17 protein-coding genes and 1 pseudogene are annotated in these 24,780 nt (G+C 67.2%); 10 read left to right on the top strand and 8 right to left on the bottom strand.

Translation table 11 applies throughout. The features are described from left to right. Positions 1-6: 6 nt before the first annotated feature. From ALI22I_RS07735 to ALI22I_RS07705, 7 genes are read right to left on the bottom strand one after another with little or no spacing between them, the layout of a single operon-like run. On the bottom strand, positions 7-567 hold the full coding sequence (locus ALI22I_RS07735; protein WP_077004805.1) for an ATP/GTP-binding protein: 561 nt from the start codon (positions 565-567) through the stop codon (positions 7-9). Further along, positions 567-1,184: a dTMP kinase gene (locus tag ALI22I_RS07730; protein ID WP_077004804.1), complete on the bottom strand. Its 618-nt coding sequence runs from the start codon at positions 1,182-1,184 to the stop codon at positions 567-569. The genes ALI22I_RS07735 and ALI22I_RS07730 overlap by 1 nt, the downstream gene beginning before the upstream one ends. Then, positions 1,178-2,137 carry a Gfo/Idh/MocA family protein gene (locus tag ALI22I_RS07725; RefSeq protein WP_238598180.1) on the bottom strand — a complete coding sequence of 320 codons (960 nt, stop codon included), beginning with the start codon at positions 2,135-2,137 and terminating at the stop codon, positions 1,178-1,180. Before ALI22I_RS07725 ends, ALI22I_RS07730 begins: the two co-directional genes overlap by 7 nt. Before the next feature lie 35 nt (positions 2,138-2,172). Next, positions 2,173-3,564, bottom strand: a complete 1,392-nt coding sequence (locus ALI22I_RS07720) for a B12-binding domain-containing radical SAM protein (protein ID WP_077004802.1) — start codon at positions 3,562-3,564, stop codon at positions 2,173-2,175. After that, complete coding sequence (locus ALI22I_RS07715; RefSeq protein WP_077004801.1) at positions 3,561-4,730, bottom strand: radical SAM/SPASM domain-containing protein; 1,170 nt, start codon at positions 4,728-4,730, stop codon at positions 3,561-3,563. The genes ALI22I_RS07720 and ALI22I_RS07715 overlap by 4 nt, the downstream gene beginning before the upstream one ends. 7 nt (positions 4,731-4,737) lie before the next feature. After that, the gene (locus ALI22I_RS07710) at positions 4,738-5,028 is read right to left on the bottom strand and encodes an HPr-rel-A system PqqD family peptide chaperone (RefSeq protein WP_077004800.1); all 291 of its coding nucleotides are present in this window, start codon (positions 5,026-5,028) and stop codon (positions 4,738-4,740) included. Between the two features lie 44 nt (positions 5,029-5,072). Then, positions 5,073-5,828 carry a hypothetical protein gene (locus ALI22I_RS07705; protein ID WP_179118140.1) on the bottom strand — a complete coding sequence of 252 codons (756 nt, stop codon included), beginning with the start codon at positions 5,826-5,828 and terminating at the stop codon, positions 5,073-5,075. A gap of 434 nt (positions 5,829-6,262) precedes the next feature. On the opposite strand from ALI22I_RS07705, the gene ALI22I_RS07700 reads away from it, so the two are divergent. The 9 genes and pseudogenes from ALI22I_RS07700 (at position 6,263) to ALI22I_RS07660 (ending at position 21,225) form a co-directional block, all read left to right on the top strand. Then, positions 6,263-7,816, top strand: coding sequence for a hypothetical protein (locus tag ALI22I_RS07700; RefSeq protein WP_238598179.1), 1,554 nt, complete (start codon positions 6,263-6,265; stop codon positions 7,814-7,816). Continuing rightward, positions 7,813-8,361, top strand: coding sequence for a hypothetical protein (locus tag ALI22I_RS07695; protein ID WP_077004797.1), 549 nt, complete (start codon positions 7,813-7,815; stop codon positions 8,359-8,361). Before ALI22I_RS07700 ends, ALI22I_RS07695 begins: the two co-directional genes overlap by 4 nt. Continuing rightward, positions 8,361-9,032, top strand: coding sequence for a hypothetical protein (locus tag ALI22I_RS07690; RefSeq protein ID WP_077004796.1), 672 nt, complete (start codon positions 8,361-8,363; stop codon positions 9,030-9,032). Before ALI22I_RS07695 ends, ALI22I_RS07690 begins: the two co-directional genes overlap by 1 nt. Next, on the top strand, positions 9,029-12,190 hold the full coding sequence (locus ALI22I_RS07685; RefSeq protein ID WP_077004795.1) for a chromosome segregation ATPase: 3,162 nt from the start codon (positions 9,029-9,031) through the stop codon (positions 12,188-12,190). The genes ALI22I_RS07690 and ALI22I_RS07685 overlap by 4 nt, the downstream gene beginning before the upstream one ends. Continuing rightward, positions 12,187-13,446: a hypothetical protein gene (locus ALI22I_RS07680; protein ID WP_143532045.1), complete on the top strand. Its 1,260-nt coding sequence runs from the start codon at positions 12,187-12,189 to the stop codon at positions 13,444-13,446. The genes ALI22I_RS07685 and ALI22I_RS07680 overlap by 4 nt, the downstream gene beginning before the upstream one ends. A 150-nt stretch (positions 13,447-13,596) precedes the next feature. Next, positions 13,597-14,265, top strand: coding sequence for a metallophosphoesterase family protein (locus ALI22I_RS48870; protein WP_143532044.1), 669 nt, complete (start codon positions 13,597-13,599; stop codon positions 14,263-14,265). After that, a complete protein-coding gene (locus tag ALI22I_RS07675) occupies positions 14,262-16,490 on the top strand; it encodes a transposase (protein ID WP_077004793.1) in 2,229 nt (742 codons plus the stop codon). Before ALI22I_RS48870 ends, ALI22I_RS07675 begins: the two co-directional genes overlap by 4 nt. 190 nt (positions 16,491-16,680) lie before the next feature. Then, positions 16,681-17,125: pseudogene (locus ALI22I_RS50525) on the top strand (error-prone DNA polymerase); the annotation flags it as partial. A gap of 1,208 nt (positions 17,126-18,333) precedes the next feature. Further along, positions 18,334-21,225, top strand: coding sequence for an AAA family ATPase (locus tag ALI22I_RS07660; protein WP_077004791.1), 2,892 nt, complete (start codon positions 18,334-18,336; stop codon positions 21,223-21,225). A gap of 55 nt (positions 21,226-21,280) precedes the next feature. Here the strand turns inward: ALI22I_RS07660 and ALI22I_RS07655 are convergent, their stop codons facing one another. Beyond that, complete coding sequence (locus ALI22I_RS07655) at positions 21,281-22,486, bottom strand: hypothetical protein (RefSeq protein WP_077004790.1); 1,206 nt, start codon at positions 22,484-22,486, stop codon at positions 21,281-21,283. A gap of 353 nt (positions 22,487-22,839) precedes the next feature. Here ALI22I_RS07655 and ALI22I_RS07650 point away from each other — a divergent pair, with 353 nt between their 5' ends. Next, positions 22,840-24,078, top strand: coding sequence for a hypothetical protein (locus ALI22I_RS07650; protein ID WP_143532042.1), 1,239 nt, complete (start codon positions 22,840-22,842; stop codon positions 24,076-24,078). The last annotated feature ends 702 nt before the right edge of the window (positions 24,079-24,780 follow it).

Genomic DNA, 24,780 nt, shown 5'->3' with positions numbered 1-24,780 from the left:
TTCATGTCATAGGTCGTGGTCACGCGGGCGGTGACCGTCGTCGCCCAGGGTATCGGACACGAGGTTCAAGATCGCGTCGACTCTCCGGTCGACGTCGTCCCACTCCAGCCGGTGTACGGGCACTCCGAGCGCGACGTAGATCCGGTTCAGTTCGGTCACCAGGCGCTGACAGAACCGGGTTTCCACCCGATCGAGTGTCGCCACGCCTTGCGGCGGTGGGGCGACCAGGACGACAAGGTCATAGATCCGAGCCTCGCACGCCGCGATCTCGGCGGGGCTCAACGACCACGGACCAACCTTGGCGTAGGCGAGATGGTCCGGCGCTCCACGGTCGAAGAACACCCGTCGGACGTGCGCGGGTACGCCATCTTCGCGGCTGAGATGCCGCGCCACCACTCGGGACTCGAAATCCGACTGATCCTCGGGAAACGCGATCTTACGGGCGCGGGCCAGCTGCCGCACGTGGCCGGCGGCTTCGAACACCACGTGTTCGCCTCGCTCCTCCAGAGCGAGCAGCAACGACGACTTGCCGACGCCATGACCACCGGTGAGAACGATGCGCTTCATCAAGCCCCCTGTGGAACCACGAGCGGAGTGACCTGATCGATGGCGATGGCCTCGACCTCGGCAGCAGTCAGGCAGCTGGAGTCGACCAGGAAACAAGGGGGAGGGCAGCGGTCGTACTCTTGGAGGAACGCCTCCCTCAGAGCGCTGAAGGTCTGCTCGGCCAAGGGCGGGTGGCCGCGTTCGCGCAGGCGGCGGACGTGCTCACGGAAGCTGACGTCAAGCAGGATCGTCAGTGAGGACGGCAGTCCCTGGGTCGCCAGCGCGAGCAAGGATCGGCAGGTGGCGGTATCGAGTCCGGCGCGGCGCAGCTGGACAGTCAAGGACAGGTCGAGCCGGTCTGCCATCACGATGGAGAACGGGTGCGCCGCGAGATGTTCACGCGCAAGGCGAGCCCGGCCGGCTGTGCGTGCGGCGTAGAGCAGCGCACTCTCGTGCGCACCGAACGGAGTGGTAACGGCTCGCATGAGGTGTCCGAGCTGCCACGCCGGGTCGGCAGTGGCTGCCTCCCGTTCCGCGAGGTCGACGACCTCGCGCCCGGCTGCTCTCATCTGTGCCGTGAGGTTGCGCACCAGGGTGCTCTTCCCCGCACCTGACACGCCCTCGATGGTGATCAGCATGAGCCGTTGAGCCGTCCCAGGGCCTTGGCTCGGGGCCGCTGCCACCGCTTTCGATCACCGGCCTTCTCGGCATGGTGCCTGGCGGTATCCAGGAGTTCAAGGACCTCTGTGGCTTCATTCAGCGTTGCCCCGTATGTCGCATGGCCCTCGGCCAACGCAAGCAGGTCGTCGACCGGGCGCCGGATGTCCGAGCCGCTCATGATGATGGGCTGGTCGTGCCAGAAGCCGGTGAGGGTGTCGCGGGCCAGAGCCAGCCGGCCGCGGTTGGTGGTGATCTCGATGCGCCACTCGTCGGCATCGGAGTCGTCGTCGTTGCGAATGTCGATTCGGCCTTGCGCTGTGCCTGCCAGGGTCAGCAGGAGTTCGGCTGCGACGTCCGCTCCCGCTGCTCCGCCACGTTCCGCCCGCGTGTCGCGGATCGCTACAGGGCCGAGTCCGAGGTAGATCAGTGTGTCGAGCACGTGGCCGGCCGTATCGAGCAGGACCCCGTCGCCGAACCGGGCCGTGTGCCGGTAGGTGTCGGTGCTGTTGTACCGGGTCGCGAACGGTGCCCGCCAGGTACACCGTACCTGCTGGACGATCAGCTGCCCTGCCTCGTGGAGTAGGGAGCGGCAGTGCCGCACATGGGCCTGGTAGCGGCGGTTGTAGCCGACCACGACCGATGTTGCGCCGTCGTGGTGGAGCAGTTCGTGCAGGTGCGCGGCGCGGGCGCCGGCGGGTTTGTCAGCCAACGCCAGACAGCCGTGGTCGATCACCGTGCGCAGGATGGTCGGCGTGACTGCGGGTGGCGTCGCGACCACCACGGCATCCGGGTTCACCGCTTCCAACATCGCCGTCACGTTGGTGAAGGCGGCCGCAATGCCGAATTCCCGGGCAACGAGCTGGGCCCGACCTGGACGTTGAGCGAGCACCGCGCACGTGTCGAACCGCGGGTTGGTCACGAGGTCGAGCAAGTGGGAGCGTCCCGCGATGCCGGTACCGATGACTGCTACCCGCATGCCGCCCCTGCCACGTCTGGCGCGGCCAGGCCGTCCTGCCTCCACGTCTCCTCGATGTCACCAAGCCGCGCCAGTTGGGCGGGTGAGCGGAATTCAGGACTGCAGAACTCGAGGTAGCACCGATCCACCCAGTCCCGAATCTCCGTCCGTGACAGCTGATCGGTATGGGAAACCGGCAGATCCAGCCAGTCGCTACCCTCGTACCAGTACGGATCCGGAATCGTGATGCCATAACGCTCAGGGTGGGCATACACATCGGTGCCGGGCCTGGGTTCCATCACATTGAAGGTAGCCACTGTCGGGTTGAGCAACCGGATGTAGTCGAGCGTCGCCGTCAGCGTGGCGTGAGTATCACCGGGTGCCCCGATGATGAAGGAGGCGTGCAGCTCCAACCCGTGTTCCTGCACCAGCCTGGCCTTGGAGATCATCCGCTCCGGCGTCGCTCCCTTGTGGACGAGGCGCAGCGTCGCGCGCTGGATGGACTCAAACCCCATGAACACGCGATAGGCACCCGCCGCATGCATGGCTTCCAGTGCGGCGGGTCGGGCGTCCTGGGCGCGCATGTTGGAAGTCCACGGGATCTTGATGCCACGACGCGTCATCTCTTGACAGATGGCGATGGCTCGCTTCGGATCGCCGGAGAACGTGTCGTCGCCGAAGAAGACCGATTCGAATCCGAGGTCGATGATCTCCTCAAGCTCGTCGCAGACGTGGCCGGGGCTGTTCCAGCGCGCACGGCGGCCGGCAATCGTGGTGGAACAGAAAGTGCATCGACTCGGGCAGCCGCGGGCGGTCATGACCACGGTCTCGTAGTCGTAGGCCCGGTACGGCACGAGATCGAAGATGGACCGGTCGGGTCGACCGGCCAGGTCGAGATCCATGACGGGTCCGGCCGGCGGCGTCGTCACGGTGCTGTCGCCGACTCGGAAGCACAACCCGGACACCCGTCGTAGTGCGGTCTCCTCTCCGCGGCCGTCGGTGAGAGCCGTGCACAACTCCACGAGCGACGTTTCGGCGTCGTACAGCAGCACGAAGTCCACCGACGGGTGCCGGACGAGGCATTCGGCGGCGATGAAGGTGACATGCGAGCCACCGAAGACGACCATCGTCTGCGGACGAGTCTGTTTCACGAGCCGAGCCAACTCGAGCGCCTGACTGTAGGACTGGGCCACGGAGGTGATGCCCACCAGATCCGGCTGGTAGTCATCCAGCCACTTCACCAGGATCTGTGGATCGTTGCCCAGAAACGGCAGGTCGCAGTGCAGCACGTCGTGGCCTGCCGCCTTGAGATGCGTGGCCATGTAGGCGTAGCACAGCGGTGGGTGCAGCAGCAGTGTCCGCGGGTCATGGGGATAGTGCGGGTTGACGAACAGCACCTTCATCGCGGCGCCCCGGCGTCGGGAGTCAGCCGGGTCCCCATGCGGGGTATGCCGAGGAAAACCCCTGGGGCACGATCCGGGACGACCGCGTCGACGCTGGCGACGGCCAGGCCATGGGCGGTCGCCTCACCGAACCGGGTCTGCCCGCAGCGCTCGTCGTACTTGTCGACATAGTGGTAGGCCTTGCAGCCGCCCATGCACGATGCCAGTTCGGAGCAGCCGGTGCAGGCACCGCGGGGTGGTTCGGAACGGTCGGAGTAGCGGCTGACCAGCCGGTCCCAGATGTCCGCGAAAGGTTCTTCGCGGACGTTGCCGATCGCCTCACTGATGAAGTTGCAGCCGGTGACGTTGCCGACCGGATCGATGGACACCATGCTTGTGCCGACGTTGCACAAGTTGGCGCCGATGAAGTCCCTGCGGGCCGCATCGTCATCCAGGCGCTGGTCGAGCAGGGTCAGCATGAACGGGTCGTGGGTGTAGATGTCCAGCTTCCCGCGATACTCAAGCATCAACTCGTACAGCGTCTGGCACACCTGCTCGTAGCGCGCCCACAAGGACCGGTCGAAGACGTCCCGGAGGTTGTAGCGGTTCTGCATGAAGCTGACCGCGTGCACGCCGCGATCCAGCGCCAAGGCCACGATCCGTTCGATATCGTCGTAGTTGTGCTTGTCGATGGTGCAGGAGAACCCGACCGTGTCCATGCCTGCCGCCAGTAGGCGATCCATGGCGTCCATGGCGCGACCGAAGGCGCCTTCCTTGCCGCGCACATTGTCGTGCACTCCCGGATCGGGGCTGTCCACCGACACCATCGTGCGGTTGATTCCGGCCTGCACCAGTCGAGTCGCGTCTGCGGCCGACCGCACGTAGAAGCCGTTGAGCATCAGGGTCTGGTAGAAGTCGCGCTCGGCGAAGATGTTCGCCGCGTCATGGAAATCACGCCGGATCATGTTCTCGCCATGGGAGTACACAACCGCAGCCGAGCCTGCGGCATAGAGTTCGCCTGCCAGGGTCTCGATCTCGTCGAGCGTGAACTCGTTGCGGTCCCGCCGGTAGAGCGCATAACAATGCTTACAGGCGAGGTTGCACCTATAGGTGAGACCGAGCTGTACCAGGATCGGTATCGACGTCTCGGGGAGCTGGTAATCAGCTGGCTGCACCAATGAGGTCACGGCGTGCTCACACCACCTTGTGTGCTTCGCGCACCGCGACCAGGCCATCGCTCGTGAAGTCCGCTAGCATCGCCTGCACATCCCCGCGGATCTCCTCGGGGTCGGCATCGAACTGCTCCGCCAGGGCGGTCACCAGTTCGTCGTTGCCGTCCGTGCCCTCGGCGAGCAAATCCACAACGGCAGAGGCTGTTTCGTTCAGCTCGTACATCACGCCCTTGCGTCGATCGAACAGCATGGTCAGCCCACTGGTCGTGGGTCGCCGCACAACGTGCTCAGCCAGTTCGTAGTACTCCGACATTCGTTCCCCCTCGCCTGTTTGTCCGGGACGCGCAACAGTAGTGCTCAGCAACGACCGTAGATGCCGACCAGCGACAACCGGGAACGGTTGCCGGTCACCGTTCCCACGCCGTGCGCGAACTCTTCGCCCAACCGCATCACGAGCAGGGAGTTGAACGCAGGTACGAACCGTTGCGCGTCGGTGATCTCCCAGCGTTGCAAGGGAATCGGTGAATCAATCGGGGTCGGCAATGGCGTGATACCTGTGACGCGGCCGAAAATCGTGCCGCCACCATCGTCCGTAACCCAATCGCGGCTAAGGTTGTATGCCACCGATACCGCATGGGCTGGGTCCGACATATCGTCGTGCAGGCATATCCGATCACCCCGCTCCAGGCGGTAGGCGGTGACCGGACGCAGAAATCTGAGCTGTTCACCCGCCAACCGCCCGAGCCAGTCCACGAATCCAGCAGACTCGAAGAAGCCGAGCACGTCCTTCACGCACTGGGGTGTCTCCCAGTTGGCGTGACGCCGCATCTGTCCGAAGTAGACATCACCCAAAGGTCTTGAGGCCCGCCATTGCGCAGTCATCTCGCCGAGTTCGACGCGCTCGTATTCCAAGCCGTGCGCAACTTCCTGCTCTACCGCCCCGGCGATAACCGGTGGCAGCAGGTCTTCAAACCGTATGCAGGGATGCCGGCGCAGCGCGCCCTCATCGACATCTGGGAGTACGCGAAGAAGCGATGGCGACGAAGGCGTACCGGCAGCCGTTGAGGAGTCCATGCCGCTCAGCAGTGAGTCCGCACATTGCGGGCGCGCCACTGGGGCCGACGCCAGACCTTCTTCTCACCCTGCTGCTGCTTGACTTCTTCGGCCATGGCGTCACTCCTTAGTGGACTTGCGGGGTAGAAGTTCACCTCTCTGTGACGCTACGGAATGCCGTGGTTACGGGGTACCACCGACTGGGGCCCGCCGGTGGCTGCATGGCACCACACTCCCTTGCAATCCGTAGCCACGGGCATTGAAGGACTCGCCCGTATGAAGTAGCCGATCGCCTCGGAGTAGTGGTGGCGGACCGCGTTTGGTATCGCCGTGGGTGGCGTAGACGTCGCCCAGCGCGGTGAACAGGTCGGCGACGTAGCCAGTCGAGCCGTAGTCGCGCACGCGGTCGGCTCGATCGAGGTCAGCTCAGCCGGCGCTTCGGTGGCTTGTCCGTCCAGGGCCAGGGCCAGGGCCAGGGCCAGGGCCCGTGCCGGGTGCGTGACGGCATGGGCGTGGCCGGAGACCACCGTTTGGCGCAGTTCGGTGGTCGGCAGCGCTGTGCGGGCGCGGGTTTCGGCGTGGATTGGTCGAGCGGGGTGTCGCGTTGTCACCGCATCGGGGGTAGCGCAATTCTGGGTTCACCTGAACAGCGTTACGGCCCGGTCGCACGCTGTTGTGCGAACGTGTGTTCGTTTCCTGGATTGTCGGGGTGTCTGCCTACAGTCGGACGCGGGATCGGCTTGTGTCGAGCTTGGGATGCGCTGCGCCCTTCGGGTGGGGGTGAAGGGCATCGCACCGGTGTCGGAACGAGGGCTGTCGCGATGAGGGATCAGTCGGAACTGACCTTGGATGACACCGCGGGTGAGGCCGCGATATTGCGGTTGTACCGTCAGGTGTTCGCGGTGCTCGCGCGGGAGGCCGGCGCGATGATCGTGGACTCGACGATGATCGATGTGGATGAAGCGATCCTGGAGGCCTTCGCCGAGGCCGGTAGTGAGGGGTTGACGGTAGAACAGGCGGTCGCCGCGTGTCGCCGTTGGAGCGCTCAGGTCGTGGGGCGTCGGTTTGAGGTTCTGCGTGACTACGGGGCGATCAGCAAGGTCGTCGATCGGCCCAATGAGCGTTACCACCGCGCGGCGTTCGCGCCGTACGTGATGCTGTTGTTCCTGCGGCGGATGGCCGAGCAGGGCGGCCAGTCGGAACTGCACCAACTCCTGACGCTGGAGCAGTTGAACGTCAAGAGCGCCAATGCCGTGTCGGCCGACGGTGCGGCTTCGGTGCGCAGGTTGACGAAGGTCTTCAGGTTGTTGGGCAGCGAGCTGGCGATCTTGGCGGCGGGCAGCACTGCCGAGACCCTCGGCGACAACGCCCAGCTGTTGTGGGGCAACCAGTCGCTGATCGATCAGGCTAAGGACGTCCACGCCGTCGTGCTGGATCGATGGCCCGGACTCGACCGTGACTGCGCGGCGCTGCGGATCGCGCTCGCCGCCTACGCCGACGCGATCGACGCCGCGGCCGGTCGCCTGATCGCGCAGGCCGGCACAACCCGCGCTCTGGGGTTGCTCCCGGTGGAAGCCTGGCGCACCTTCGCCCGCAGCTCGAGCCCCGAGGTGCTGGCCGCGGTCCTCGACCGGTTCATCTTCGACGCACCCGCACCGTGGTTCTCACCACAGGACTTGATCGAGGCGGTGGAGGCGGGACGCCAGGTCGGCACCGTCCGCATGCCTCCACCCCGCTCGGACGACACCGAGCCGCCACCGGAGACCGATACCGGCACCGTCGACGACGTCGAAGACCTTCGGGCTCTCGCCGAGCGGCTACTGGCGGCCACCGACCCCGTCAGCATCGTCGATGTGCTCGACGACGCCGGCGACTGGCTCTCCGCGCGTCGCGTGCTCGCCGAGGTCACCGCGATCCACCACCACCCGGACCTCGACTACGAACTGGTGTGGCAGGACGGAGTGCGTATCGACGTGGCGAGCAGCCCGTCGTGGACATCTCACGGACATTTCCGCCGCGGCAACCGGACTCGGGGAGACGACGGGTGAACGAGACTGAAACGGCACTGTGGTGGGCGCGGGTCCGCGCTGCGGGCCCTCAACGCGTGACGTCCGGCGACGCGTTCCCCGCCGGAATGCTCCGCTTGGTCGAACCCGACGTCACGGCCGTGTGGCTGCTCCCCGCGGTCCCCGAAGGAGCCGGACCCGGTGTGACGGAAGAGTTGGGGCTGCCGCTGTTGGCCGTCGAACAACCCAACGACACCGCCCGGGTGCTCGCCGCCTGCCTGCGATGCTGCTGGGTGGAGCCGACCGGGCCCATGTGGCCCGGAGCGCCCGCGTCCAGGGACGCGGTCGCGTCCGTGTTCACGAAGATCACCAACCGCGACGAGATCGCCTCCCACAGGGCGATGATCGCCGCGATCCGGCGCTTGGCCGCGGCCGGTTGGGTCCTGTGGGACGAGCCCGGCCAGACGGTCCGGCTGGGCCCCCGAGTCGCGGCATGGGGGTCTGCCGACTCCAGCGCCCTGCGCGAGCTGTGGCGGCTCCTGCCACCGGCCACCGGCGCACCCAGCAGTGACACCGGCCGGTCGTGATGAGCGACACGAACCGGGCTCATCCGGTCTTCGAGCCGATCCTGGCCGAGGTGAGCGAACAGCACCGCGACGAACTGCTCGCCGCGTTCGCCGCCGTGGAGAACAGCTCCCACCCGGTACCCGAGGTGCAGCTTCTGGCGCTGCGGGACGCGACGCTACGCCGCAATCTCCAGCGGCTGCTGCATCGGGTCGGACGCACACTGGTCGCGGTGGGCGGCACTCATTGGACCTCGGGGTACCGGGACGATGTCGCCGCCGAACTGACCGTCTCGGGCTGGAACGCACTCCCGGTGATCGACAGGGCGGTGCTCGTGCTGGTGTTGATCCACTCGGTCGCGATTCCCCGCAGCCAAGGGGTGCTCGGCGGTGACTCGTGGACCTCCGCCCAACCCACACCGGCCGACGAGCTGCTCCGCTACGCGCAGATACAGAAGGGTGACGTCCGTGCCGCACTGCAGAGGCTCCGCGCCCGCGGCCTCGTGCAGCCCGCGCCCACACGCGGCCGAGGGGCCGGCAACGGGCCCGCGTACCTGCCCGGTCCCCAACTTCACCGGTTGACACCGCCGGCCCGCCGGGCGCTGCAGGAGGAGTTGATCCTGGCCGCCGCACCCGACAGCCCGCTGGCCGCGGCGATACGGGCACGTCGCGCACATCCCCGAGGAGAGCAGTGAGCACAGTTCGAACCTGGTCCACTGCGGGCTCCGATTCCGGCCCGTTCGATGTCGTGGGCGACCGGGTCCTGGTCGGGGTCCAGGTGGTCAACGTGTCCCGGTTGTCCACCCATCCCATCCCCATGATCAGCCAGGGCCTGGTCACTGTCGCAGGACAAGGCCCGAAGGACTCCAACGGAGCCGGGAAGTCCTCGCTGATCGCCGCGATCAGTCTGTTGCACGCCGACGAGCAATGGCGGCTGGCCAGTGGCGCGGCCGGTGCGGCGGACCTGCTGTTCACCGCCGAACTCGCCGCCCAGGAGGGCCGGTGGTCCAACGTCGACTGGGGTTACGTCATCGGCGTGTTCGCCGATCCCCGTGCCACCACGACCGACGAGCTGTCGGCCGGCACGGTGACGGTCTGGCTGCGGATCAACCGGAAGGCGTCGCACGTGCACCTGCGGTGGCGCGAGGGGCTCCACGTCCCCCACGGTGTGACGGAGTCCGAGCGGGCGGCGGGAGTCGACGCGCTGTGGGATGCCCTGCCCAACAGCAACGGACGCACCGACTTCCACGCGAACAGGTTGTCCTCGGTCCTCTACGGCGGTCACGTGCGGTGCGTGTCGTTCCTGTCGACCTCGGTCCGTTCCAGTCCGGCGGCCAACCTGCTCGCCCAACCCCTCAACGACCTGACCCCGCGAAGGATCTTCGACGCCATCGCCACACTGACCGGGTTGGACCGCGAACTGGAACAGGAACAAGGCCTCCGGTCGGCCGAGCACACCCACCGCACCACCGTGCGAGACGCGGAAAGAGATCTCGACAACTGGGAACACGAGATGGCGGTGGTCGAGGCCGGCATCGCCAAACGCGGCGACGCCCGGCACCTGCTGGGATCCGCTCAGGAGTCCTGGCAGGCCCGCTGCGCCCGACACCTCGTCGACGGGGTCGACCGCGCCGAGGCGATCAGGGCCGCGATCGAGGCGCTCGACGCGGGCTGCCACGAGCTGCGCTCCCGGTTGGATGTCGTGGAGGACGATCTTTCGGGGCTGGCGGACGACGCGGAATTCAACCGTCACTTCCAGGAGGTCGAACGGCGCTGGAAGGAACTCGACGAGCATGACCGGCGTTGGGACACCGAGCGTGAGGTCGCCGCCCGGACCCTGGAAACCCTGGCCACGAAGCATCGGGAACTGTCGGACAGGGCCCGCGCCGCCGACGGGCGCAGCGTCGCGACCGCTCAGATCGAGCAGACCGCCGCGCACACGGCGTTGGAGCAGGCACTCGCGGCCAAGGGCGCCGCGGACGCAGCCGAACAACAGGCGCGCGCCCTGCTGGCCGCCGCCGAATCCGGTCAGGACGTCGCCGCCCGTGAACTACATGCGCTGGGGGAGCGGGGCATACCCGCTGCGGCGTTGTTCGACGTCGTCCAACTCGACCCCGACCAGCGCGCCGGTTGGGAACCCAGGCTCGTGCCGTACCGCGGCGCCATCGTCGTCGCGCGCACGCACGCTCAACAGGCCCAGCGGACGTTGTCCGGACGGCCGGGGACAATGCTGGTCGTCGCCGACCCGCCGCAGACACAGGCGCCCGCCCACGACACGGGCGTCCCCGGCAGCGCCGACGCGCGATTCGACCTCACCACCTTCCTGACCACGATCGCCCGGCGCGCCGGCGACGCCCCCGCCGACGTCGACGTGGCGGCCGGGGTGATCGTGCTCGGCGACTTCGGCGAGCCACTGACCGGACGAGCCGCGCGCATCGCCGCCGCGCGAACCGAACACCACGCCAAGGCCGTCCTGCTCGCCGAAGCCGGCAACGCCGTCGCCACGGCTCGACAGGTTCTGTCCCGAGCGGAGATCCGCACACAAGCCGCCGTCGCCGGCGAGGAAGCGCACGCGGCCCAGTCGACGATGTCCGACCTGCGGGCGGCGAACGAGGAACGCGAGAAACGACGCGACGAGCTGAAGCCACTGCTGGACGCCGCACATGACGCCTACACCGACGCGCTCGGCACCGCGAAAGCACGCAAAGAAAAGATCGACAACCTCCACGGTGCCAAGCGTCGCCTCGAAACGGAGCTGGACCAGAAGGTGAGCCACAAGACGAAGCTCACCGACGAACGGCTGGCCCTCGATCTACCCGGCAGGGAGGCGGCGTGGGGAGACTCGCCACAGTCCGCCGAACGGTTCCTGCTCGCCCTGGACGCCGAGCAGCAGGCCCGCACCACCGGGACGTGGAACGAGGAAGCCTGCTACCAGGTCAACGAGGTCGTCCGTCGCTGTTTCCCCGAGGGCACACCACACGACGAGATGCCCGCCGAGATCCGGGAACTCCTCGTCGGACAACGCTGGCAACGCGGCGGCCCGGACATCCGGATCGCCCTGGTGCCCGCGCTCATCCGTGCGCTGCGCGCCCACCTGACCCAGACCGAACGGCAGGACCTCTACCAGCAGCAACAAATCGCCACGCAACGCGGGCAACGCACCGGCGACCTCGAGGCGGCCCGTCAGGGCCTCGGCGAGGCCGAGCAGACCTCCCGGGCCCACCGGGCGTCACTGGCGTTGGGGATCAAGGCGAAACTCAAGAAGGTCAGCGAGGAGTTCGACCGACTCGACCAACAGTACGGCGGCTACGGCGCCGGCCTGGACTACCCGGAACCCGAGCCGCCCTCGGAACCCGACAAGCCGTGGACGTGGACCGTCACCCCCAAATGGCGGCGCGCCGAAGGACAACGCATGTCCGGCTACAACCTGCGCAGCAACACCGCGCAAATGGACGAAAAAGCCGTCAAACTGGTCTGCGCCGCAGCGCTCGCCGGGGGAGGCAGCAGGCCGTTGCTGCTGGTCCTCGACGAACTCGGCCGCAACCTCGGCAAACAGCATCGCCGTGAAGCGGTCGCCCTGTTCGAACAGATCGGCAAGGACCGCAACATCACCGTCATCGGCGCGCTGCAGGACGACATGGAGCGCTACGCCATCGAAGCATCGGGCCTCTACATCAAGCTGCGCCGACGCTCCGACAGCATGGCCTACAACGAAGCCCCCGTCATCGTCGGCGACGAGACCAACCACGCACGCGTCGAACTGCTGCGGGAATGGCTCGCCTCCTACCGTCCCACGGCCGACACGGCCGACGACAACACCGACGAGGACGACCCCGGCGAGGACGTGGCGTGACCGAGCCTTCCCGTACGACAGGAGAGTTTCCTCTGCCCGGTCACCCCGGCGTGCCGGATCAACTTCTCGCCCACGCACAGCCATCCCGTGCAGACGGCACCTTCGACCACGACCGCGCCGGCCGACCGAAGGTACGGCGAGTACACCTACGAGCACACCCACCCACCACGCCACAGCGGCCGAGCGGACTGCTCAGCGACGTCGAGTGGGCCTGGGCCACGAGCGCCCCCCGCCGATGGAACACCATCGTCAACAAACTCCACGACCGCGCCGAGCAGGTCGCGCTCACCCTGGCCCGCACCGGGTGCGTCGCACTCGAACACGACTACCGCGCGGGCAAGATCCTCCAACCACCCCGAGGCTGGACACCCCACCCCGACCTCGCCGACCAGCACGCCACCGGGAAACAAGCACGACACGCCGCCCGACGGGAACTGCGCGACCGTGCCGAGAAACTCCGTGACGTGCTGGCCGGCGAGTGGCCCGGTGTCGCCGCGGCGCTGACCGCGCCCGCGACAGACCCCCGCCTCGTGTGGATCGTCCGCGCCGCCGAAGACCTCGTCGCCGACCGCAGCCACGACGGGCCACGCGCCTTTGTGCAACACCACGCCAACAGCACCAAAGCCCGCGAGGACCTGCCCCGACTTCTCACCGACGCCGGATTCGAACCCGAAGCACTCGTCCTGCTCGGCGTCAACCGCAACCCCTACATCGGCCTCGGCGGCCCGATCCGCGCACACCACGACGGGCGCACCCTGGACTGGACAGGCTGGCCGGGTCCGCACGACATCCGACTGCCCGCCCACCGCGCCATCACCCTCGACGTGGCCCCCGGCACCCAGGCGCTGCTCATCATCGAAAACCGGCAGGCCGCCGAGGCGATCTGCGACACCCACCCCGACACCGCGGTGATCTGGTGCCACGGCCAGCCACCCGACCCCCTCCTCGAGCTGATCAACCAAGCCGCCTCCGGCGTGGACAACGTCCTGATCTGCCCCGACGCCGACCTCGGCGGAATCCGCATTGCGGCCCGGATCGACCAGCACCTCCTACCAGGCACACATCGCGTGATCGTGGACATCGGCGCCGGTGGCCACGACCGGGGAGAACCGTTCAGCAACCCCACCCGCGACCGCATCGCCGCGATCGCACGGCGCGCGGACGCCGTGGGCGACTTCGCCCGCAGCTGCCTGGCACGGGGATACGCCGTCGAGCAGGAAGCCTCCGCTCGCGCCGCACTGCAACCGCTGCTGTAGCCGACGCAGAGCGCGTCGCGGCTGGCCCCTTTTCACACGATCGAGTGGCTTCTCGGCGCAGCGACGTCCCAGGAGCGGTTTCTGTCGGACTCGACTGTTAGTCCTTGCGCACGCAGGACTAACAGCCGAATGGCAGGGCGGAGAGTGCGCATGACACCGTCGATCAAGTTGCTTCACGCGGCGGATCTTCATCTCGACAGTCCCTTGACCGGGCTGTCGGCCTACGAGGGCGCGCCCGACGCGGAGATCCGCCGCGCCGCCCGCCACGCCTTCGACAGGCTGATCGACCTGGCGCTGCGGGAACAGATCACCGCGGTGCTGCTCGCCGGGGACCTGTTCGACGGTGACTGGCGCGATTACTCCTCCGGGATGTTCTTCGTCGACCGCCTGCGACGGCTGCGCGACGGGGACATCCCGGTATCCCTACTGCGATCTCGTCCAGCAGATCGGTGCCGGCCGGCACCGCGTGCTGGTGGGCCAAGGCCCCCTCGGGGGCATGTGGGTGATCCCCAGCCCGAAGGGCGTGAAGTGCTGCGTGCGTTCGTCGAACGTCCGCAAGTCTTCGAGCGCGCGGGTGATCACGGGCCTGCTCCTTCGATGCCGGCTGCCGACCATGGTGGACGGGCTGGCCGGGAGGCCAGCCGAACAGGATGCACTCCCGGTCTCAAGCCAAGCCGTCACCTACGCGAAGATCGGGGTTGTGAGAGCCAGATCCCGAGGTTGGCGCCCAAGCGAACGGTCGGATCCTGGGAGCCGAGAGGCGCGAAACTTGTGCGAGGCGTACCGCCAATCCACCACCACGAGGTGGTTGGTGGATGATGCGGCGCGTGGTGAAAGGCGGTCGAATCAGCGGACGGGACGACGGTGGCGACGTCGCCGGTGAGCGTGCCTCGATGTCGGGGGCGTCGGTGGACCAGACAGCCTGGGTGTCCTCAGAGGGGGTGGTGGTCCAGGCCGGCCGCGACGCGGTGGTGGAGGTGCGGCAGTTCGGTGCGCTTCGGCGTGTTGAGGTGTCCGGGTCCGGCGACGCCCACAGCGGCCACCGGTCCTACGTCAACGAAGTTGTGAACGTCCCAGGCACGGCCGGGCACATGAACATGGTGTCGATCACGGCACCCGTCGAGCGCTTGGCCACGAATCCTCGCGGACGCGATGAGATCGTCGATCTACTGATCGACATCGTGGCACGCCAGGACGGTACGAGGAACGTCGTCCACGGCTGCGGCGGCAGCGGGAAAACGACGATCGCACTCACCTTGGCGCAGCGCCTCATTCGAGATCGGGTCGACATGCGGGTGTGGTGGGTCGACGCGTCCACCGACCGACACTTGTCCGCCGCCTTGCGCGAAGTCGCAGCCGATGCCGGAGCACCTCCCGACGAGATCGACGCCTGGGCCGAAAGACGGTCGCCGATCATAGTGCTCAAGAACGCACTGGCCACCTCGCCGTCGCCGTGGCTGCTCGTCGTCGACAACGCCGACGACACCAGGATCCTGGCGCCGTGGCTGCACGCGCTGTATCAGGGACGAGGAAGCGTGGTCGTCACCACGCGCAACGGTGCAGACGCCGCCTGGCCCGGATCCAGGCTGCACCACGTCCGTCCGCTGTCCGTGCACCACGGGGCGGATGTACTGCTCGACCACGCACCCGGAGCCGGCAGCCGTGATCAGGCGCTGCGACTTTCCGACACATTGGGAGGCCTGCCGCTCGTCCTGCATCTGGCCGGCCGGTACCTCCGCGAGTCGGCGAAGCTGCCCCCGATGCCGCAGATCAACATTCCGACCACCTTCGCCGACTACCGCAAGGTCTTCGAGCACCAGTTCCCCCGAATCGACGCACTCCATACCGTCGGCGGAGAACTGGACCAACGGCAGTTGTTGTCCTGCACGTGGGAGCTGACGCTGGATCTGTTGTCCGATCTCGGCATGCCCCACGCCGGTCCCCTGCTGCGTCTGCTGTCCCATCTGACGCACGCCCCGCTCCCGTCCGCGCTCCTCGACGAGGGAGTCCTCGCAAGGTACTCCGCGTTCTCGGACGTCACCCCAGAGCAATTCGCCCGCACCCTGTCGAGACTGAACGCCTTCGGCCTCGTGGACGAGGTCGTCTTCCGACACTCCGGCGTGTTCGGAGCCATCACCCGATGTCTGTCGCTGCACCCCGTGATCCGCGAAGTCAACAAACATCACCCCGACCAACCGGTCGCGTCACGCACGCTCCCCGTCCTCTACACGGATCTCCTCAACCGGGTGGCGGCTCGACTGGACCCCGACCCCTCCAACCCGAACGACCTGTCGCTCCTCGCGGCGTTGGCCCCACATCACGAACTCGTGGTGGAACACATCGCGCAGGATCCGACCCTGCCAGGTGGCTGGGAGTTGCTGACGACTCGGATGACCCGCACGTTCGACGGGTACTTCCACGTCATGGATGTGCGTCGTAATGCGGAACGACGCTTCACGGACACCTTGAGTGCACGTCGCCGACGCCACGGCGATCACCATGCGGATGTGTTGACGGTTCGCATCGACCTCGCCCGTCTCCGATGGTTCCGGGAAGTTCGCGGAACGCTTGCCGATGCCGAGGCGCAACGCGCCGAGTTCGCGGCGCTTCTCGACGAGTGCACCCTCTACCTGGGAGCCGATCACCCCGTCACACGCGTTTGTCGCGCGGACGTTGACTACGTCAACACCTACGTCGTTGATCAGTTGTCACAGCACCTGGTGTCCGACGACATGTGGACATTGGTGGTGCAGCCGTTGGTCCCACTGATCCCTCCCGATCCGCAGGATGGCGCACCGGAACCGGTGTCCGACCAAGCGGTGTTCACCGCGATCGTGTTCATATTGACCAGCGGCTGCCGATGGCAGAACCTGCCACCGGCGTTCAACCTGCCCGCCCCGATGGTATATCGGCGGTTCACTCAGTGGACCGATGCGGGGTTGTGGCAGCGGCTGCACCAAGCCGTGGTCGACCTCGGCGGCGAGTGCGGGGCGGACTGGTCGAGAACTATCCGGGACCTCGCAGCTGTCCGAGCGAAAGGGTGACGGGTGTCGCCAGAGGGCGACGACCGAAGGGCGCTTCCGGGGCATTGTCGTCAGGGATCCACAGGTCGGTCGCCGTGCGGGCGGCGGCGTTGGCTCGCTCGCGGGCCACGACGTCGGTTACGGGTCCGTACTGCGCTGGCGGCTCGGGTGCGTCGAGGTCGAAGTCGTTGTCGCCCAGGTCGGTGACTGTGCCAAAGTCGTGCCGGTCGACCGGGCGCGGATGCCCGGTCGAACAGCTTGTAGTGGGACAAGGACGCTTGCGCCACCGTCGGGTTGGTCAAGTTCGACCTGCTCGGCCTGGGGGATGCTCTCGGCGATCCGCTACGCCCGGGACCTCGTCGCCAAGCCCGAGGGGCCTGGCTCGACCTCGCCGACCCGGCCGTCTATGACATGCTGTGCGCGGCGGAAACCGCCGGAGTGTTTCAGGTGGAGCCGGGCGCAGATGGGCACTCTGCTCCGGCTCAAGTCCAGGACGTTCTGGGGACATCGCGGTGCAGGTCGCGCTCATCCGGCCCGGCCCGATCCGGGGCGGCTCGGTACACCCCTACCTTCGCCGCCAAGGCGAACCGTGGCAGCACGACTATCCGCTGCTGGCCCGCGCCCTGGGCGCGCGGCTGTTCCAGGAGCAGGTCATTCTCCGGACTAAGATCCGATAGCATCAGACTGTGCTGATGCGTCAACGACGGCAGCGCGCTATCTTGGTGCGCTGCCTCAGCCTTGTATTGACCGGTGTGTGCGCCGTCGTGAGCGACCTATTCCGGCCCGCGCTGGTCGCCCTTCCTCATGCTGAGTCGGTCGACGCTTCCTGCATCCAGTTGGCGTGAGCCTGCCTGCCCTTGTCAACCTTTGTTGACGGGCGGGGTTGGGCCGTGTGCCGCCGGACGAGGGGCGCAGCAAAGGCATGGCTAGCCCTGTTCTCCGAGATGATCGGAAGGACTGGCCGTGCGCGGCTTGAATCTCACCCCCGTCGACGGACCGGCGGAGTTGATTCTGATCTGCCTGTTTCCAGGGCTTCTCGCTGGACTGATCGCAGCGCTGGCCAAGTTGCTGGGAGTGCTGTTTCCGTAGAACTCGCAGGACAAGCTCGCCTGGTGGAAGGAGCGATGGGCCAACGCGGAGAAGCGTCGTCTGGCTCGCCAGGAGCGACGCGAGCGGCGTCGAGAGGATCGCCGGGAACGCCGTGAGCGGCGCAAGCGGCAATGCGAGCTGCGCCCAGAAGAGTAAGCAGGTCAGGAAGTCCGCCGTCGCGGAGCGCAAGGTCGGCGGCCGGCGCTAGGTGGTGCGGTCGGGTCGTCAGGTGAGTTGCCTGACGACCCGACCGCCGGTCAAGTGGTGCAATCTGTTATGATTGCCAGTCACAATTCGACGCTAACGCTCTGGCACAGCGCGACGACCTTATGCGGATCCTCTGGGGTCAGAGCGCGCGGATGGTCGGCCTGGGAAATGAGGATCGCTCGGATAAGTCGGCCTGGCAGTTCCGGGTAGGTCAGCCGTCGGCGGCGAACATCTTCGTCACCTGCGAGGTCTTGCGTCGCTCGTCCCGACGCCGTGGAGGCGAGAGACACGCTGTGCTCGCAGTTCCGGCCGCCGCCGATCACGGTTACCCGCGTCCGCGCGTTCATCGGGTGTTCCGCGGCCCGGCGTGCTTGGCAGTTCGACGCAACGCGGGTGCCCGCGGCTTTGTCAGAAGGTCTTCATGACCGGCCGATCGGCTGATTGTCGCGCACACCGACCGTCCGGTCGACTGACCCGGTGGCCGTGACGCCGTAACGTCGAGGCCGTGGACGGGGGTCGAGTCGCCGCGTGGGGCTTCCTTTACCAGTATCTTCGTACGGTCGAAGCCGTGCTCGCGGCGGTCGAGGACGATCGTTTCGAGGCCTGTCGGGTCGAGGGCGGCGCCGGCGAGTCGGACCGGCTTGACGTCGTCGACTTCGACCTGGTCGGCACTGACGACGAGGTGCTGCTCGCCGCACAGGTCAAGACCGGTGGTTCGACCGCGTCCCTTGGCACCGGGGCGGTCTACCGGATCATGGTCGAGTTGGTCACCCGGTGCGACGCGGAGCGCTACGAGTTGCTGACCAACGTGCGGTTGGCTTCCGGCGCGGGCAAGGTGGCGGATCTCCTGGCGCGGCCCGATCTCTCGGTTGGCGAACGGCGGGCAGAGTTGGCACGAACTCTGGCTGAGGCCCGGTCGTCGGCCGACGTCACCGAGCTCACCGACGATCAGATCGAGCGGCTGGGACGCTGCCGCTTGCTGGTGGACCCCCGTGACCGCACGGATGTCGCGGACAGTGTGAAAACCAAGGTGTGGGACGTCCGCCGGAAGCGCGGCCGCGGTGTCGGGCCGCGGTCCTCGGGTCTGCTGTTGGCGCACCTACTGGCCGAGGTGCACCGCAGGGCTGCCTTCGCGGAGCACGCGGTGTGGACGAAGGCTGAGGTGGTCCATGCCGTGGTCCAGGACGAACGGGACATCGTCGAGGTCATCGGTGGCCGTGACTGGGGTAGCGTTCTCGGGCTGATGGCGCCGGTGCCGGACCTGCCCCGTACCGGGCTGGTCGAGCAGATCGTCAGCGCGTTGCAGCCCTACCGTCCCACCGGGCGCTCGGTGCGGCACTGCGGTCTGACGGGGCTGTCCGGGATTGGGAAGTCGAGCCTCGCCGCCGCCTACGTCGCGGCCTACGCCGACGCCTACGAGGCGATCTACTGGATCGACGCGACGAGTCCCGACAGCATCGAGGACGGCTTCCAGGCGTTGGCCGTCCGCCTCGGTGTCGAACGGGACGGCACCAGCGAACGGTTGCGGTCAGCGGTGCACGAAGCGTTGAGTACGCGGGCGGGCAGGTTCCTCCTCGTGTTCGACGACGCAACACCGGACCTGGCGCAGCGGTGGTCGCCACGTCTGGCCGACGCTGACGTGCTCATCACGACCATCGACAGCACGGCCCGCCTGGGAACCTCGATCCCGGTGACCGCCCTGACGAGTGACGAGGCCGTAGAGCTCATTCATCGCCGGCTCGACGAGCCTCCCGCCGAGTCCGGTGATCAGGCGCGGCGCCTGGCAGCCGAACTAGAGCGCTGGCCACTGGCCCTCGAGCTCGCGACGGGCTACTTGCGTAGTTGCGGCTACACGCTCGCCGACGTCGACTACTACCTGCAGGCGTTGAAAGGGCGGTCGCTCGACGACGACCTCTCGGTTCCCCCGGGCTACCCACGCACCCTTGTCGCCGCCATCGATCTCGGTCTGGAGCTTCTGCACCGGTCCAACCCGAAGGAAATCGCCGGGCTGGCGACCGAGATGCTGATGCGCGCAAGCTACCTCAGCGGCCAGCAGGTGCCCATCCAACTCCTGGCGGCGACGCTGGCCTTAAACGCCGACAACCTCCCCCAGTTCGACAACCTCTCCGAGTCCGACGGGCCAGCGGTGATCCAGGACCCGCGGCCGCAGGAGGCGGTCCGGGCACTGAGCCGAATATCGTTCGCCCGTCACGACGAACGGTTGGCATGGCGAACCTCCGACCTCCTCCCCACCGCTGACCACACCATCGCCGTCAACGCAGTGCTGCAGGAGGTGGTGCGCACCCGTCTCGAGGAGGGTTCCGCTCAGGGAGAGTGGAAGGACGAACTCCGACGGTTGGCCTTCCACGTCAACCACTGGTTGTCCGCCGCCACCCACAACCAGGAGGTCACCAAGGCACACCAACTGGCTCCGCACGCCGCCGCACTCGTCGCCCATCTGCGGCGCCTCGGCGTCGCCGGCCGCCGCATCGCGGTGCTGGCCGGGAATCTGGCCGGCATCTACGTCGCCGCGGGACGCGATGAGGAAGCGATCGACCTGTTGCGTTCAGAGATCGACATGATTCTCGACGATGCGGACGGCGTAGACGTGTTCCTGGAACACCAGGCTCGTCTGCACCTGGCCCGCGCACTCGTCCACTCCGACCAGGCCGTCAAACTCGACCCGCACCCCGCCGTGGTGGAACTGGCACGCGTACTGACCTACGCACAGACACTGGCACTCGACCACAAGGCACACCAGGCGGCGGCGAAGTTTTGTGTTTCCGCGCTCAGCATCCTGAGCCTCCTCCACGATCGGGTACCCGCGACGGACAAGTCGAACGCTCTGATCGCGGTCCTTCGCGAACTGCAGCAGCGCCTGCCCAGCACCACCCTCACCGAGAACACGGACGCCATCGAGCGGGCAAACCGCATGATCAGCGAAGGAGAGGACGGCAGCGCCGAGCGGATAACACGTGCGCTTCTCACGCATTCCCGCCATGGCAACAGCATCAACACCGAACTGCGCCGACTCCTCGTCGAAGCGCTGATAGGACAGCAGAAGTGGCAGGAATGCCGCACCGAGATCGACAACCTCGCGGCCGAACTCGGCAACCCGCCGCTTTCAAGGGAGTCGGCGCAGCAGGCACTGCACAACATCGCTCTGAAACTAGTCGCCGCCACGCTCGACCACCCCGCATCGCCAGAGCCACGGGCGCTGCTGCGACATCTCCTGAGCCAGCCTTGTTTCGTGCACACCAGCGCAATCGCCGGGGGCGAGTACCGGGCGAAATTTGATCTCTTCGCACTGGCTGCCGCGGTCTACGACAACAGGGTCGACGACATCGGTGAAGGGTTGACCAAGGTTGGGTCAGACGCAAACCAACACCACCTCGCACAGGATCCAGTCTTCAGCATGCTGGCGAGAAAGATCATCACCATCGCTCAGGCGATGATATGAGCCTACGGCCGCCCGACCAGCACAACGGCTCCTGTGTCCTAGTACGCATCGTGATCTAAATCTGCGGCTGCGGAAGGGTGTCGAGCGAGCGGGTCCACTGACGCCTGACATCGGAGTCGGGACGGTAGGAGACGATTACACGCAAGGGGACGGCGAGTAGGCGTCCGTGCGGTGCGATCGCGGTGTCGACCCACGGTTCGTCCGGTCCGACCGGGAAGTGGCGGTGTGGTACGAGCATGATGACCGGATCGGTGCGTACCGTGTCGGCACCTTCGTACGGCTCCCACGTCAACCAGCCGCTACCCGCGTCCGCACGGGCGGCGGCGGCTTGCAGGGCGGCGAAGGACTTCTCGTGGTCGTGGTCGTCGGGGACCCAGAGCGCGGGATCGTCGCGGTCTGCGGATTCCCGCGCGAGGGCGACGATCTCGCTCTCCGGTTCTGTGCGAACCACGGGATCCGGCAGGTCGAATCCGGTGTAGGACGGGCCGGCGACGTCCTGGAATTCGGTGCAGGGCAGGCGGCGGCGGAGATCGTGGACGAGGGGCGCGGTGGAGACCGCCTCGACGTAGGGATGCGGGTGAAGGCCGGGACGGAAGGGGACGAACCAGTCCTGCACGCCGCCGACCGTGAGGTTCATGCCCGCCTGGAGACCCGGGTCGTCCTCGATGCCGTCCATGTCGCTGCGGAACAGGACCTCGAAGTCGGTGTCCTCCAACAGCAGGTCGTCCACACCTGGTGGCATCGCACCGAGGTCTGCCTCGAGGCACAGGTCCCGGGCCAGGTCCAGCACGGTGTCGCGGATAACCTCCTCGGCCGTGCAGGCCGCAGGGCGGCCGTGGGGGTCGGCCAGGTCGTGGGCGACTTTGACGGCGGTCACCAGGACCTGGCGGAAGAAGTCCTCGTCGTAGGCGTCGCGGTGGCGAGGTGGGAAGAAGCGGTAGACGACCGAGTCTTCGGCGTCGTCGGCGTCGGGCAGGCCGGTGTCGTCGAAGCCGAGATGGGTCAGGTCGCTGATGCAGTCGTCGATGATCCGGTTGGCCGCGACCAGCAGGGTGCCGCGGCGCCGGCGTGCCCGCTCGCGTTCGTCGGCGGGTAGCGCGGCCTCGACGTCCTTCTCGTCGGCCGAGTCGTCGATCTCCGCGTCGCCGTACCAGGCCGGGGCGACGAACGCCCCTATCCACAGGTCGGGATGGCGGACCCGGCCCGCGACGAGCGTGATCTCCGACAGCAATGAGTCCTGGTCGTTGTCCGTGCTCGCCATGGGTCCGCGTCCTGTCCATTCATCGGGTCGATCGCCGTGTTGTGCGATCGCGCACCCTACTCGTCGGGGTCGTTGATCAGGTCGATCTCGTCGGCGGTGTCCTGTCACCTGTTGAGGGGCGAATTGCGTGGGCCTGTGCTCCCGGTGGGTGTGACGTCCGCGACATCGACGCACACGGCCTCGGGTCCGCGCACCTGCTGGCCCTCGCCGGCGGAGAGGCGGTCGCCGTCGGGCGACGCTGCAAGCGATGCGACGGGGAGTTGCCTCTCACCGCGCGGGCGGCGTTCGAGCGACTCGTCTTGAACGAACCGCCCGAACGGTGCATGGCCTGCACGCCGACCCTCGGGCACCGAGTGACCAAGGCCCTGAAGACCGCAACCGATCGTCTCTCACGTACCGCCACGGGTTCGGACACCTCGGGCGCGACGCCGACGACATCGGTCGACGAATCTCTCCGCGCGATCGTCCGGTCCACTCTTTCAGTGGTGTTTCGTCCGGACGAACCCATTCCGAAGGCCAACGTCAGCGACGAGATCACCACGTTGACGACAATCCGATGGCAGACACCGGACGGACTGCCAGTGCGCATCGAACGCCGTCGGATCTCCCCGCTTCATCCGGGCGACTCGGGTCCGAACTATCTGGCCTCCGCGGTCCGATCGGGACTGCTGGCCATCCACCCGGACTCACCGTTGAGCGCCTTCGACTGGACAATGCCAGCAGATCCGGACACGGATCCGGTTCTGGACGACACCTATCGACCCGCCTTGGCGCGCCACTACACCCCGTGGGGCCGTGACGAGATCGACGCCGTCGAAGCCGTGGACAGGCACCTGACGCGGCGGCTCGACCCGGACAGCCTCGACCGCTACCGCAGCGACGAACTGGTCGAACTGGCGCGCGAACTGCTCGTCGAGGAGACGGTCCGGTACCTGCGACAGCAACTGCATGTCCAGGGTCTACCGGATCTCCGGGATCAGGAGTCGACCCAGATTCGGCATGTTCTGCGCCGACTGCTCGGTCAACGCCGCCTCGGCGAGGCGATCTGCCTGGCATGGCGCGCCGTGCGCATGGCGACCGAACCGCCGAATCGGGCCGCCGACCCCAACGGCACCACCAGCGCGCTGTCCTGGTTCATCCGCCAAGCGGAGGACTACATTGCGCTGCCGGAACGGCACATGAAGTGCTTCACCTACTTCGGCACAGGCTGCGCGGCCATGACCTGGACGCTGCTCCGCGAGGTACTCGACCTGGACCCGCTGACGGCCAGCGTGGAGTCCGTCCAGCAACTGCTGCCCCACGCGACACGCGCCTCCGACGCCCATACCGTAGCCGGCGCCGAATTCCCTGTACTGCGATGCGGACCGTGCGGGCTTCCCCTGCTGGCGTCCGACGCCTGGCTCTGCCTCGACATCCTTCCCCTGTGGACGGCACTCAAGATCCACAGTGGGACGACGACGAGGACGTCGACGGGTTGGTCGGAGCGACGTGGGTGCTCGCACATCCTCAGTGCGCCCCCGATCTCTCCTCGACCCACGACTTCGCGTTGCCCACGGGCTACCGCGGACTCCTCGCCGCCACCGCCAAACTGATGCACAAGCGCTGGCTGACCGATACCGACTACACCGACCTGCTCACCGAGGCCACGGACCTCACCGGACGCTTCACCCCAGCCGACGTCGGCCGGGCCTGAACACCTGTGGACCTGTAGATCGTGGTACGCCGCTACATCCACGCCCAGGCGCGCTCGGCGGCGTGGCGTGCCGGTGGATCCAGACGCGCCAGGACTGCGGTTCGAAGCGTTCGTCGCGGAGGTGCCAGGCGTCGACGATATCGGGGAACGGCAAGCACATGGTGGGGGAGTCTGGGCGGTCCACTCCGGGGACTTCATGGCTGGCCGACCCTTCCCGCCGTGAGATCGGCGCAGCGGTGTTGAGGCTGGCAGACGACGACCTCAACGAGGGATCGCCACCAAGAGCGTCGTGCGTGGTGCGGCTGGCACTACGTGGTGGAGTCGAGATCAACCTGACGTGCTGTTCACACACTCGGTCTCATCGCCGCTCCGGTATCGACATCCGACGGGCGCCTCGACCGCAGGTCGACCGACGTCACGGTCGCTCCGGTTCGTGCGTCGGCTGCCCGGCGGGCCGCGAGGTCGGTCAGGTTCATCAAGCCGTTCGGTCAAGGCATGGGTCTCGTCCCGGCAGCGCCCGTTCGTGGTGCGTACGAGCGGCCCGGACTGCCGGGCCACCTCCACGACGAGGCCGTGTACATGTCCGCCGTTCTCGACGACG

This window comes from Saccharothrix sp. ALI-22-I (genome assembly GCF_001984175.1).
In the GTDB taxonomy this organism is placed as follows: domain Bacteria; phylum Actinomycetota; class Actinomycetes; order Mycobacteriales; family Pseudonocardiaceae; genus Actinosynnema.
Note: the sequence above shows the minus strand (reverse complement) of the source record. Positions and strands in the feature narration are given on the sequence as shown.